The 13,092-nt window shown below is 70.7% G+C and carries 12 protein-coding genes; 4 read left to right on the top strand and 8 right to left on the bottom strand.

Translation table 11 applies throughout. The features are described 5' to 3' along the window. Nucleotides 1-78: 78 nt before the first annotated feature. The gene (locus AC3ETA_RS18580) at nt 79-1,659 is read left to right on the top strand and encodes an AMP-binding protein (protein ID WP_432194014.1); all 1,581 of its coding nucleotides are present in this window, start codon (nt 79-81) and stop codon (nt 1,657-1,659) included. An 87-nt stretch (nt 1,660-1,746) separates the two neighbouring features. Next, nucleotides 1,747-2,970 carry an alpha/beta hydrolase gene (locus AC3ETA_RS18575; RefSeq protein WP_432194013.1) on the top strand — a complete coding sequence of 408 codons (1,224 nt, stop codon included), beginning with the start codon at nt 1,747-1,749 and terminating at the stop codon, nt 2,968-2,970. A 144-nt stretch (nt 2,971-3,114) separates the two neighbouring features. On the opposite strand, the gene AC3ETA_RS18570 is transcribed toward AC3ETA_RS18575, so the two are convergent. The 3 genes from AC3ETA_RS18570 to AC3ETA_RS18560 all read right to left on the bottom strand — a co-directional run bounded on the left by AC3ETA_RS18570 (nt 3,115) and on the right by AC3ETA_RS18560 (nt 6,470). After that, nucleotides 3,115-3,579: a hypothetical protein gene (locus AC3ETA_RS18570; RefSeq protein WP_432194012.1), complete on the bottom strand. Its 465-nt coding sequence runs from the start codon at nt 3,577-3,579 to the stop codon at nt 3,115-3,117. A gap of 569 nt (nt 3,580-4,148) precedes the next feature. Further along, nucleotides 4,149-5,381: an alpha/beta hydrolase gene (locus AC3ETA_RS18565; protein WP_432194011.1), complete on the bottom strand. Its 1,233-nt coding sequence runs from the start codon at nt 5,379-5,381 to the stop codon at nt 4,149-4,151. A gap of 234 nt (nt 5,382-5,615) precedes the next feature. Continuing rightward, on the bottom strand, nt 5,616-6,470 hold the full coding sequence (locus AC3ETA_RS18560) for a class I SAM-dependent methyltransferase (protein WP_432194010.1): 855 nt from the start codon (nt 6,468-6,470) through the stop codon (nt 5,616-5,618). Nucleotides 6,471-6,533: 63 nt separating this feature from the next. Here AC3ETA_RS18560 and AC3ETA_RS18555 point away from each other — a divergent pair, with 63 nt between their 5' ends. Then, nucleotides 6,534-7,217 (top strand): PadR family transcriptional regulator, encoded by a 684-nt coding sequence (locus AC3ETA_RS18555; RefSeq protein WP_432194009.1) that lies wholly within the window; start codon nt 6,534-6,536, stop codon nt 7,215-7,217. A 220-nt stretch (nt 7,218-7,437) separates the two neighbouring features. Here the strand turns inward: AC3ETA_RS18555 and AC3ETA_RS18550 are convergent, their stop codons facing one another. The 5 genes from AC3ETA_RS18550 to AC3ETA_RS18530 form a co-directional block, all read right to left on the bottom strand. Continuing rightward, nucleotides 7,438-8,004 (bottom strand): copper resistance CopC family protein, encoded by a 567-nt coding sequence (locus AC3ETA_RS18550; RefSeq protein ID WP_432194008.1) that lies wholly within the window; start codon nt 8,002-8,004, stop codon nt 7,438-7,440. 35 nt (nt 8,005-8,039) lie between these two features. Then, nucleotides 8,040-8,729, bottom strand: a complete 690-nt coding sequence (locus AC3ETA_RS18545) for a superoxide dismutase family protein (protein WP_432194007.1) — start codon at nt 8,727-8,729, stop codon at nt 8,040-8,042. A 191-nt stretch (nt 8,730-8,920) separates the two neighbouring features. Further along, nucleotides 8,921-9,691 carry a hypothetical protein gene (locus tag AC3ETA_RS18540; protein ID WP_432194006.1) on the bottom strand — a complete coding sequence of 257 codons (771 nt, stop codon included), beginning with the start codon at nt 9,689-9,691 and terminating at the stop codon, nt 8,921-8,923. Between the two features lie 167 nt (nt 9,692-9,858). After that, nucleotides 9,859-11,682, bottom strand: coding sequence for a copper resistance CopC/CopD family protein (locus AC3ETA_RS18535; protein ID WP_432194005.1), 1,824 nt, complete (start codon nt 11,680-11,682; stop codon nt 9,859-9,861). A 58-nt stretch (nt 11,683-11,740) separates the two neighbouring features. Beyond that, nucleotides 11,741-12,445: a DUF1775 domain-containing protein gene (locus AC3ETA_RS18530; protein WP_432194004.1), complete on the bottom strand. Its 705-nt coding sequence runs from the start codon at nt 12,443-12,445 to the stop codon at nt 11,741-11,743. Between the two features lie 225 nt (nt 12,446-12,670). Between AC3ETA_RS18530 and AC3ETA_RS18525 the strand changes: the two genes are divergently transcribed. Further along, complete coding sequence (locus AC3ETA_RS18525; RefSeq protein WP_432194003.1) at nt 12,671-12,802, top strand: hypothetical protein; 132 nt, start codon at nt 12,671-12,673, stop codon at nt 12,800-12,802. Nucleotides 12,803-13,092: the final 290 nt, after the last annotated feature.

Below are 13,092 nucleotides of genomic sequence, written 5' to 3'. Positions count from 1 at the left end.
GGCTCGCCCGGCATGGGGCCCTGACCGTCCCGGTCACCCCTCGAACCAAGAAATCCGGAACCTGGAAACGGAGACTCAATGATCTACAAGAGCAGGCACTCGGATGTCGCCGTCGTCGACCGCCCGATCCATGAATGGGTTCTCCGAGATGCGGCACAGTGGGAGACGAAGCCGGCCATGGTGGATGTGTCCAGTGGGCACACACTCACCTACGGCGAGTTGGCCGGGTTGGTCCGCAGGCTCGCGGCGGGCCTTGCCGCCGAGGGCATCGGCAAGGGTGACGTGGTCGCGTTGCACTCGCCGAACACGGTCCTGTTCCCCGTGGTCCTCTACGCCACCACCACTGCGGGCGGGACGGTGACGACCCTGTCGCCGCTGGCCACACCGGCTGAGATCGCCAAGCAACTGATCGACGCCGAGGCACGGCTGATGGTGAGTGTGTCGGCGCTGATCGAGACCGCGCGGGCAGCGGTAGGTGTGGTCAAGCGGCTGACCGGCCGAGACATCGAGATCCTGGTCTGTGACCGGGCCGATGGCCACCGTCCCGTGCTGGAACTGCTCAGCGACGGCGAGGTTCCGGCCGTCGAGCTGGATCCGGCCGCGGACGTGGCTGTACTGCCGTACTCCAGTGGCACGACGGGCGTGCCCAAGGGCGTGATGCTGACCCACCGCAACCTCTGCACCAATCTCGAACAGCTCAACGCCCTGCATCACGTCGGCGAGAACGACCGCGTGATCGCGATCCTGCCCTTCTTCCACATCTTCGGGCTGACCGCCCTGGTCAACAGTGCGCTGCGGCGCGGCGCGACCGTGTACGTGCACGCCCGCTTCGATCTCGACGCGTTCCTGACCAGCCTGGAACGCGACCGCATCACCCACGCCTACGTCGCCCCGCCGGTGATGCTCGCGCTGGCCAAGCACCCGGCGGTCGGGAGTCTGGACCTGTCGCATCTGCGGCGCGTCATCTGCGCGGCCGCGCCGCTCGACGCCGGACTTCAAGCCGCCGTGGCCGACCGGCTGGCCGTGGAGGTCGGACAGGCGTACGGCATGACCGAACTGTCCCCCGCCTCGCACATCCACGCCGACGGCAACCGGGACGAGCCCTTCGCGTGTGTGGGACATCTGCTCCCGTCGACGCAGGCACGTCTGGTCGACCCCGACACCGGGCAGGACGTGGCGGAAGGCGCACCGGGCGAGGTGTGGATCCGCGGACCGCAGGTCATGAAGGGCTACTTCGGCCGCCCGGAGGACACCGACGCGACCATCGATGCCGACGGCTGGCTGCACACCGGTGACATCGGCCGGGTCGACGAGGACGGGAACTGGTTCATCGTCGACCGCGTCAAGGAACTCATCAAGTACAAGGGCTACCAGGTGGCGCCGGCGGAGCTCGAAGCCATCCTCGTACAGCACCCCGGGATCGCCGACGCGGCCGTGATCGGCGTCAGCGACGAGGAGGGCAACGAGATACCCAAAGCGTTCGTGGTGCCCATGACGGGTGTGCCGATATCCGCCGCCGAGGTGATGGACCACGTCGAGGGCCAGGTCGCCCCGTACAAGAGGATCCGCCGCGTCGAATTCATCGACTCGGTCCCGAAGGCGGCCTCCGGCAAGATCCTCCGGCGCCAACTGCGGGAACGGGAGCCTGCGCGCTCCTGAACGGTCCCGGTGCCATCGGGCCGGGCTCAATGACGACACACCTGGACCCAACTCCCGCAGATTGGATGGACGTTGTAAAGTTTTCGTGTGGGCAGCGCGGTTTACCGATTCGGGCAGTACGCGTTGGACGCGCACCGCCATCGACTCAGCCATGACGGACAGCGGGTCGAGGTCGAGCCCAGGGCACTGGAGCTCCTGTGCCACCTGGTCGAACACCGCGGCCGCGTCGTATCCGAAGAAGAGCTGCGCGACAGGATGGGCCAGGGGCACGCGGTCAGTGAGGCCGCACTCGCCACCTTGCTGCGGACAGCTCGTCTCGCGATCGGTGACAGCGACACGCGACAGCAGCTGATTCGCGCCGTGCGCCCGCACGGCTATCAGTTCATCGCGCACACGGCGGCGGATTCCACCACGTCGGGAGCCACGCCGACGGCCCCCGGCGTAGCGGCAGTCGCGGAGGCGGAGGCGGACCACGAAGTCATCCGCTTCTGCCGGTCCGCCGACGGCACCCGCATCGCGTACGCGCTCACCGGCGAGGGCCCGCCCCTGGTGAAGACCGCCAATTGGCTGACCCGCCTCGACCTCGATCGGACCACCCCGATGTGGGCGCACTGGTTCGACGGTCTCACTCGCGGACGGCAGCTCATCCGCTACGACGAGCGCGGCTGCGGCCTCTCCTCATGGGACATGGGCAGCTTCACGCTCGACGACCTGGTCGCCGACCTCGACGCCGTGGCCGATGCCGCCGGTCTCGACCGCTTCCCCCTGCTCGGGGTGTCGCAGGGCGGCGCGGTGGCGGTCGCCTACGCCGCGCTTCGACCCGAGCGGGTCAGCCATCTGGTCCTCACTTCCGCCTATGCCCGCGGACAACAGATCCGTGCGGACAGCGACGCCGAACGCGATGCCGCTGAGGTCGACCTCAACATCGCTCGTGCCGGATGGCGTTCGCGGGACGGCAACAGCTTCTTGCGCCACTTCGCCTCCCAGTTCCTCGCCGACGCCACTCCGGCGGAGTGGGACGCGTTCGCCGCGTACCAGCGGCAGACGACCTCGTCCGCCAACGGCCTGCGCTTCCTGGAGGAGTTCACCCGCATCGACGTCTCGGGCATCGCGCACGACGTGACCTGCCCCACGCTGATCGTCCACTCCCGCGACGACGCGCGAGTCCCCGTAGCGCAGGCCCTGGAACTGGCCACGCTCATCCCCGACAGCCGGCTGGTTCTGCTCGACAGCCGCAACCACCTCTTCACTGCCGGCGACCCGGCCTGGCCCGGCTTCCTCACTCACCTCTACAACTTCCTCTCCGAGTAGCCCGCGTGGCACAGGCGACCTCCAGGTCGCCGTAGCGGTGAGTGATCATTTGTCCGGGTTCCCCCTGTGCTGTTCCGACACGGCGTCCGTGAGGCCGGCGGACGGCTTCACGGACGCCGGTGGTCTTGTCGGGCCGGCGTGCGATCAGCCGATGACGATGTCGCAGTCGGCCCTGCCCCGGGCGACGATGTCGGCGAAGTCCGCCTCGACGTTCGGGTCGTACGCCGCCGAGCTGATGCTGCGGGTCTTCTTGCCGGGCACGGCCTTCTTGCCGGTGGAGTGCTTGACGGTCGCCGCGTCCCACGTCAGGTCGCAGGTCCAGTGGAACGTGCGGACGAGCAGGTGGGAGTTGTGCCCGCTCCCCGCGATCGACCAGTTGCCGTCCGCCTTCACCACGAAGGTGACACTGCCGTTGACGCCCCGGCTGCTGTCGCTCGTGGCGAACGTGATCGACTCGCCGTTCGCCGCGACGGTCTTGGTGGTGTCGTTGGCCTGCGCCGGGACCGTTCCCAGCAGCAGTGAGCCCAGTCCGACCCCCGTCGCGATCAGCAGCGCCAGCCCCCGGCGAGTCCGGGCCTGGCCGGACGTCCTGGTGTTGTCGAGTCGCATCGTGTGTCCTTCTCTCTCGTGTGTGCGGTGTCTGAGGTGAGTGCCGGGCCAGGGGACATGCGTTCACGGCTGCTCCTCGGCCCGGCTCCGCTCAAGCATCGGGCCCCTGAACTGGCAAGGCTTGGTGGAGGTCTGAGGCTTGTCTGAGGGCAGGCTGAGGACGCACTGAGGGGCCTTCCCTCACTCGGCGAGCCGGGTTGGTGAGACGTGCTGGAGCACCACTCCGGTGGGCCGGATGCCCACGGGGGTGCCTGGGGTTGCCGGGAGTTCCGTCCGGAAGCCGCGACACGGACTGATCGGCCACGGTGGCCCAGCCCGCCCAAAGGCGGGCGCGGGTCTGCTCAGGGATTCGGGCCGAGCAACTCCGCGGGCAGCCCCCGCACGGCGAGGGGACTCGGTTTCGCCGTCCCTCGGGAAGAGCGTGGCTGCGGTCTTCGGCGCCCCGGCACCGAGCCGCCGGGACCCACTTCGACGGTCCCGAGCCGCCGGTCACGCAGTCACAGCTGACGGACCGCCGGCCGCATGCCCCGGCATGGCGAACAGGCGGCCGGCGGCTCAGGCCGCACGGCTCACTCGGTCAGGAAAGCGTCGACGCAGGACAGGAACTCGTCCCAGGCCGGTTCGAACGCGGTGAGCAGGTGATTGCGGCTCTTGAGCAGGACGAGCCGGCTGTCGGGGATGAGAGCGGCCAGCTCGTTGGCCTGCGAGACCGGCACACGCTCGTCGTCGCGAGAGTGGAGGATCAGCGTCGGACAGGCCACACGGTGGGCGATGTCGGACACATCGATCCGGGCGAACTCCTCAAGGAAACGTACCCCGTTGGACGGCGACGTCGTCTGCCGCTGGAAGGCGGTGAACTCGTCCCAGTCCTCCGGTGTTCCTTCGGGCAGGAACTGGGAGGCAAAGACCCGCAGGAATCGGGGGTCCTGGTGCATCCAGCCCACCCGGGCCACATCCAGGTCGAGGGCTGCCTCGGCACCCTCCGTCTCGCTCCGGGCCCGGACCTGACGTCCCCGTGCGTAGGCCCCGGCGAGGATCAGCCTACTGACCCGCTCGGGATGGCGTACGGCATAGGCCACGGCCACCGCACCGCCCTGGGAAACACCGAGCAGGGGGAACCTGTCGAGCCCCGCTGCCTCGACGACGGTCTCCAGATCGTCGACCCAGTCGTCGAACGTGAAGCCGGGCACCACCCAGTCGGAGAGGCCGCACCCGCGCTCGTCATAGCGGATCAACCGGCGGTTGCGGGCGAGTCCGCCCAGCCAGTGCGACCACACCGGAGTCGTCCACTCCAGGTCGAGATGGGACATCCAGTTGGCGGCTTTGAGCAGGGGCGGGCCCGAGCCGACGGCGGCATAGGCGATGCGCGTGCCGTCACCGGCCCGGCAGAACCGGATGGTCTGACGGTCGGCGCCGATCGATCCGTCGGCGGACGTGGTCCTGACCCCGGTGTCCCGATCTGTGGCGGGGGGCGGGGTGGCGTCGACGGCTGTCACCGGCGCCACGAACTGACAGCCCCGCCGGTGCACGGTTCGGATCAGATGCTGACGGCTGCCGGTGTCACCCACGGCCAGACGCGCGGTCCGCAGTGCTGTCGTGAGGGCGGCCTCACTGACGAAACGGTCACCCCACACCTCGTCGAGCAACTCGTCTTTGGGTACCACCCGGTCCCGGTGCTCGATCAGATGGCACAGCAAGTCCAGAGCACGGGGCTCGACGTGGACCGGCTCACCGGCCCGGCGGAGCTGTTGCCGAGCCGTGTCCAGCTCGAACTCCCCGAAGCGATACTTGTCCCCCTTCACCTTTGCAGCCTACAACTCCATTCCACAGGCGTACACATGACGGGGTGCTGACGGGGTGCGGCCCGATCGAAGCCGCCGGAACACCACCGGCCGTCCGAACACCGCGTCCAGGCCGCCGCCTTGCGCCGGGACAAGCTGCGGGATCTCGACTTCGACGCCAGCCCCGGCGCCGGCCCGACACCGTCAACACGCTCACGACCTGCGCGTGGGTCCGGGAGGGCGAACCGCTCGGATTCAGTGGCCACGAGTCGCAGTGACGAGCCACGTGGCCGACGGGTAGAGCACGCCCTCGGGCTCCTGATGGCCCTCGATGGTCGCTCGCAGGGCGGCCAGGGCGCGGGCGCGTCCCGTGTCGTCGAGATCGTCGAGCATCCACGCGAGCAGGCCGACGACGAACCGGTACGCGTCCTCGGCATCGGCCCCGAAATGCATGGGGGCGGTGAGGCCCTGGAAGCGCGGCTGTTCGAAACCTGCGGCGGCCAGGACGCCCCGCACGTGCTCGGGCTCGGACAGCGAGAACGGCCCCGGAGCATCCGGCGCAGGCGCGGGAAGGGGTCGGCCTGCCGCCAGGGCCGAGGTGAAGGCCCCGATCCACTCGTTGCGCGGCGGGCTCTGCCAGACCAGTTGCACCAGACGGCCACCGCGCCGCAGGGCGCGTGCGACATTGCGGAACGCGCCGAGGGGGTCGGCGAAGAACATGGTGCCGGTGCGGCTGATCGCGACGTCGAACTCCCCGGCCGGGAACGGGTGGATCTGCGCGTCGGCCTGCTCGAAGCGAAGGTTGCCCAGTTGTTCAGCGACCGCCCGCTGCTGGGCCACCCGCAGCATCTCGGCTGACAGATCGACGCCGAGTACCCATCCCGCCGGCGCCCGGCGGGCGGCGTCGTGGCTGGTCTGCCCCGTCCCGCAGCCAATGTCCAGCACCCGGTCTGCCGGGCCGATCGCCGCGGCGTCCAGGAAGCGCGCCTGATAGTCGCAGAGCGCGCGATCGAACTGATCGGCGTGTTCGGCCCAGTAGCTGCCCTCCTCACCGTCCCAGGCACGGGCCTGCTCGGCGTTCGCGGGATCGACCTGCAATGTCTTGGTCATCTCACCCACCGCCCATATACTCCCAATGGGACTATTTTCCCGGTTTACGCCGAAGGAGCGACGATGTCAAGGGAACCGGCGCTCACCACCACCTCCTACGCCATCCTCGGTCTGCTCGCAGTACGTCCGTGGAGCACCTACGAACTCGCCCGGCAGATGGACCGCAGCCTCGGCCGGCTCTGGCCCCGGGCGCAGAGCAAGATCTACGAGGAACCCAAGAAGCTCGTCCGGCGCGGCCTTGCCCTGGCCGAGCGCGGGTCCGTGGGACGACGGCCACGCACCGTCTACAGCATCACCCCCCAGGGTCGGCGGTTGCTCGCCGACTGGCTCCGTGAGCCTGGCGCCGGTCCGGTTCTGGAGTCCGAACAGCTGCTGAAGGTCTTCTTCGCCGACTCCGGCACCACGGCGGACGCCCTGGCCACGCTCCACGCGGCCCGGGTCTGGGCCGCGGAGCGCAACGAGGACAACCTCGCCGCCGCGCGCGCTTACCTCGCAGGTCAGGGAGCGTTCCCCGAGCGGGCCGCGCAGACCCTGCTTGTGGGCCGCTTCCTCACCGACTACTACTGCCTGGTCGCCACCTGGGCCGACTGGGCGGCCACCATCGTCGTGGGCTGGCCTGAGAACCCCCGCGACGCGGTGGCCGCCGCTGACGAGATCGCGGAAACGGTCAGGCGAGCCCAGTGGAGCGAGACAGCGGCTCCCCGGCCCGACCGGCAGACCGAGGAGCGACCACAAGAGGATCGCTGACGTCGATCGCGCCGCGTTGTGCCCTCCGAAGCCGGTCAGGCGCATCCGGTACCCCACCCGTTGTCCGTCGCTCGCCGAACACCGGGCCCTCTCGCCGCGGACACATGTGTGGGGCCCGGCCGGGCCATCGCCGGTCCGAGCCCCACACGCGCCGGAACACGCCTGCCTGTTCTTCAGCTTGTATCCGTTGCAGACGAGCGGACCGTGGCGTACTCCGGCCTCACTCGCCCGGCCTCCTCTCCGGCGCCGGCCGCCCGACGTGACCGGACCGCGCCGCTCGGCGGGTACGCAGGGCCGCAACGGCTGCCCCCGCGATCACTACGGCTGTCACCGCACCGCCGGCCAGTGCGGTGGTGCGGCTGAGCCCCAGGACCGTGCCTCCCTCGGACGGGCTCTCACCCGTGTCCGGTTCCGGCAAGGTCAGCCCCTTGCAGGCGGACGGGGTGGTCACCGCCTCGGCGCCGTCGGAAACCTCGAACTGGAACGCACTGCGCTGTGTGTCCCCGTCGGCGGAAGTGACGGTGTAGCTGAGGGTGCTGACGCCGGCCCGCAGCGGAGCAACCGCGGCACAGACGACGGAGTCGTCGGCCACGACGGGCCGTCCGACCGGCACAGCGGTGCCGTCGGGTCCGGTCAGGCCGATCTTCGGTGTGGTGCCGGACTTCAGCCGTCCGAAGGTCAGAGACACGGCGTCGACGCCCGGAGCGACTTCGGCCCCGGGAGCCGGCGTCGCGGTTTTCAGGGTGCTGTGGGCGTACGCGGGCGCGCCACCCAGGAACAGAAGCACACACAGACAGCCCAGCAGACTTGACGCCGGCGCCCTCAGAAGTCGAAGTCCGCGCATGCGATCCGGTTGTCCTGTGCCGCCATCGGATGGACGACGATGGCGGCCGCGCCCTCGCCGGTCTTGCGGTCGTTGCTCACTGTCATCATGCCCATGCCCAAGTTGTCGGCGGTGAACATCAGGTGCACCTCGTTCGGAGGCGTGGTGGCACCGCCCTTGTCGAACTGAAAGTGCTCTCCGCCGTTCCGGGCCGAGCACGGCTGGGCGTGCAGGTGCGACATGTACTTCTCTCCGGGCCTGAGACCGGACAGCGACACCGTCACCGTCGTGCCCTTGGGTCCCTGTGCCAGCCAGGCGGTGCCCTTCACGTCGTCCATGCCCGGCGGACGCGTGTCCAGCAGCTTGAACGCGCCCTTCACCACCTCTGCGTCGGCAACCTTGTCGGCGGGCGTCGCGGAGGGGTCTCCCATGGCCATGCCGTCCATCTCGCCCATGCTCTTGGAGGGGGAAGCGGAGGCCGCCTGGTCGGCGGAGGCGTCGGACGCGTTCTCCGAGTCGCCGGCGCAGCCGGACAGCAGCACGGCCGTCGCCGCCACAGCGGCACAGGCGACGGCGTGACGGGCGCGTGAGCGGCCGGACTCGGCAGCGGCACCCTCCCGTTCGGGTACTGGCCCGGTCGCTGAGGCGGCACCACGAAGGAGCGAGGAGCCGGATGTGTGGTCGTACATGGGAATCTCCCGATCGATTGCGACAGGCTGAGCCCGGACGACGACATGCGGCGAACAGCAGGCACCGCGATGAGGGCGCCGGGCGCAGCCCGGAGGACGAGACGACAGGGCCGACACGCCTCAGGGCGCATCGACCGACCCGCCCGTCCCCCGCCGCAACCGGCGCCTGGAGCCGGACTGGTTTCCGGGTCCTAGGACGCGCAGCGGATCGAGAGACAGGCGGCCGACTGCTGCATCGCGGCCCTCGGTGGCCCTCGGCGTACGACGGCGTGTCTCAGTGAGGCAGCAGTAGGCGGCCGGTGCTCCACTCCGGCGGCGGTGGGCCGCCGCAACAGGCCCTCACGGCAGGTCCGCGCCCCGAAGAGCACGCGGCAGACTCTGCGCAGCGGTGCGAACAGAGCGGCAGCCAGGGCCCGGCCGGCGCGGTGGACCGCCGCCTCGCCCTGCCACAGCCACACGCCGCAGGCGACGGCGGCCACCAGGTGCGCGAGGAGCATCCCGACGGAGCCACCGTGCGTCACGGCTGCCAGCACCGTCATGTCGGAGGCTGTGTCCTTCGCCGCGCCAGGTATGCCGGAGTGGTGCATCTCCATGCCGTGGTGGGAGATCGCCGCCGTGTGATGCGTCCCGTGATCCAGACCCGAGGTGTCTGCCGCCGACGGCCGGCCGGCCGCTGCGCCGGTCGCGGAGACCAGCCTGGGTGACAAGGTGAACAACAGGTGCAACAGCCCCTGTGCGACGACAGTGACGCCGACGACCGTCGTGGCACCGCGTTCCCGGCCGGTCAGCCACCACGCGCCCCAGGCCGTGCCCGCGAATGAGACGACCACCGCCCACCAGGGCAGGTCGCCGGCGGACATCAGGGCATGTCCCAGCGTCGTCGCCGCGACGCACACGGCCGCGAACACCGCGGCCCGCACCACGCGCAGCGCATCAGCCGCAGCCTCGGTGTCGCCGGTCATGGGCCGACCCCGATGCGCTCCACCGTCACGGTGGTGCGTTCGGGGCATCGCATTGCTCCTTGAGTCGAGTCCGGCGGGCTCGTCTGTGCGTACGGACGGCAGGCCGGCAGCGTTCATGCGCGGGCGGACCAGTGGGCTCCTTCCTGCAGTTGATCCCGGCCCGGACCTCATGACGTGATCTTCACGCTCTTCTCCACGGTGACCTGGTCGGTGTCGGAGACGCGGACCGTGGCCCGCATCGTCCAGGTTCCTGCGAACGGGAGGTTGAGGGTGTCGCTGCCCCAGTAGCCGCGCTGGTCTGCAAGTTCGGCGTCCAGCGGGCCGACGTCCTGCTCGGACTGGGTGAGGGTGAGACGCAGTTCGGGTACGGCGATGAGGCTTCCGTCAGGGCCGTAGGTCGTGGCCTCCACCACGTTCCGGCCGACCCGGCCCGGTTCCAGGGTGATCTGCACCTTGCCGCGCCCGCCAGGAGCGCCCGTGTCGAACGGGATCACTGTCAGGGTCAGGCTCGGCCGCCCGAGTGCCGCGGCGGACGCTGCGGCGGCCCGCCCCGGCTGGCTGCCGGTCAGCACGGTGGTGAGCATGAGGACCACGACCCCGATCACCGCTTCGGCCAGGACGGACCGGCGCAGCCCGCGCCGGCACTCCTCGGAGCCGGGCTCATGCGGGTCCGACCCGGTGCCGGGCTGGTCGGCGGGGCCGCGGGTGGGCCCGTCCGTCGGACCGGGTGGAGGGCTCTGGCCGCCGCCGACCGTGACCGGCTCCCGTTCCGGCCGGGGCACATGTCGTAGTTGCTGCGTCCAGTGCCGGGAGTACGACGCCGCCATCAGCATGAGGACCACGGCCCCGGTCTTCAGGGCGAGTGTCCTGCCGTAGGGAGTGGTGAATGCCTCCCAGGAGCCGAGCCCGCGCCAGGACTGGTAGACGCCGGTGGCCGCCAGCACGGTCACCGAGGCGAGGGCAAGCCGGGAGAAGCGGGCCACCGCGGCGGGCGGGAGCCGGTCACCGGCCGGGGCCCGGTACAGCGCGATCAGCAGCGCGGTCAACCCGCCCAGCCACACGGCCATGGCGAGCAGGTGCAGCATTGAGGAGACCACGGCCACCGGCACCTGGATCCCGGCGGAGGCATGCTCGGCCGGCGCCCAGGTGCCCACCAGACCCACAGCGAGCAGGACGCCGGCCACAGCCGTACGCCGATCCGCGCCCCGCTCGAACGGAGCGCGCCTGAGGAGGAGGGCCAGGAGGAGAAGCAGGGCAAGGCGGGCCAGCAGCGCGATGCCCGGTCGGCTCTTCGTCGTGCTGAGCAGCAGCTGCGGGTCGAACACCCCGGCCACTCCGGCCCCGCTCGCGTACGGCCCTCGCACGATCAGCAGCACGACCGTCGACAGCGCCAGCGCCCACCACCCGGCCCGGAAGGGCCCGTGGACCAGCGGTGTGGCTCCGGGCCAGCACACCAGGGCGAACACGGCGAGGCCGATCAGCAGGGCCAGGCCGGCGTAGGCAAGGTAGCGGCCGATGCCGTACAGCAGATCGACGACCGGGTCCACGGCCGGCTCGGCGGCGGTCCCGGCCCCGAACTGCGACGGCGCGCCGATGGAGAAGGTGAACGCACCGGACACGGCGTGGCTGTCCTCCGACAGCACCCTCCAGGAGACGCTGTAGGTGCCCTTTTTCAGGCCGCCGGTGAGCGGCACTCGGGCGGTGTCCGCCTTGCCGTCCGCGTGTTCCGGGTCGCCCGCGGTCACCGGGCGGCTGTCGGGGTCCAGCACGCGAACGGAGTCCTCGGCCAGGACGACGGACTCGTTGAAGGAGACGGTGATCTGCTTCGGTGCCGTCTGCAGCACCGCGCCCTCACGGGGGTCGCTGCCGGTGAGCACCGCGTGCGCCGAAGCCGGTGCCGCGCCGCCGAGCAGCACACCGGCCAGTATCGCGGCCACCGCCAGCAGCGATCTGCCCACCTGCCGGCCCTGCCTCGTCCGCTGTCGCGCCACGTCACTCCTCCGGTTCCTCGTCATCGCTGCGGCACGGCTCCTGAATGACACGGGGCGGTCAGCCGGCATCGGAGGAGGTCCGGCGCCTGGCAAGCCACCATGCACCGCCGCCCAGCGCGAGCAGCGCGACGACCACGGAGCCGACGAGCGCGCCGGTCGCAGCGCCGTCGTCCTGTGCGGCGGCCGTCTCGGCGGCGGGGCGGGTGCCGGGCGAGGGCTCGAAGGTCTTGCGGGTGGACGGGCTCGGACGGGGAGGGACCGCGTCAGCCACCGCGGACTTCAACTCCAATACGGGGGCCGGCTGTTCGGGCTCCACAGCGCCGTTCGGCAGTTCGATCCAGCGGGCGATCTCACCATCGCTGTAGGTCTCGACGGTCTTGAACACGAGCTGCTCGGCGTCCGGCAGTTGCCGGATCCTGATCTTGTGTACGGCATCGACTCCGGTCTTGAGGACGGGGCCCGCGACCGTGTAGCCGTCGGCAGTGGTCTTCAGCTTCCAGCCTGTGGGCGCGTCGGTCAGCGTGATGTCGCCGGGCGCGACGCCGTCGGGCAGGACGACGCGAATCCGTGTGAAGCCGGCGCTGTCGGACTCCGCCTCGGAGACGAAAGTGAGCGTGACGTTCTCGGCCAGAGCACGCGCGGTGCCGGCCTCGACCTCCGCGTGGGCGGAGGCGGGACGGGCAAGGGTCAGGACGGCCGTCAGCGCGGCGGCGCCGGTCGTGAGGACACGGCCCGCCGCACGGGCAGGGTGGTTCGGGGACACAGGGATGCTCCATGCGGGGATGACCGGGCGGACCGAGAAGGCCACCCGTATGCGGAACCGGTCGGGAGACGGACGTGTCCCGGCGGCCCCCTGCGCACCAGCGCATGCCCGAGGAGCAGAGGTCGGCGGGCGGGCCTGGAAGGTGTGACGCATCCGGCGACCGACACGGCAGGCAGAGGCTTCGCTCGAGCGCCGCCCCGCAGTGCCCGCACCCAGAAGGTGACCGTGGCCGCGAGTCCGCGTACGGCACGGGCGATGCTCAAGGCGGCCATGACGGCGGCGTCGGCCCGGTGCAGCAGCAGGACCAACGCGGACGCGGCCAGCACATGGGTGGCCGTCGTCCCGGCCGAGAAGTGACGCCAGCCGTCTCCGTCCACCGCCGCCAGGGCCGCATGTCCCCGTGCCCCGAGCGCGGCGTGGTCGGCCGGGGTGGATGCCACCGCGCCCGGCTCGCCCCCGGTCGCCAACGCGACGTGCAATGCGCCTTGCACGGCGAAGGCGCATCCGAGGGTGGAGCCGAGGGAAAAGCGCCGGCGCGCGACGGGCCAGACCACGGCGAACTGTGCCACCGCCAGCAGTGTCACGAACCGCCAGGGCACCGCCCCCTCGGCGACGCTGTGGTGCCCCACAGCGGCCAGCACACTGCC

The organism is Streptomyces sp. bgisy027, assembly GCF_057710365.1.
Note: the sequence above shows the minus strand (reverse complement) of the source record. Positions and strands in the feature narration are given on the sequence as shown.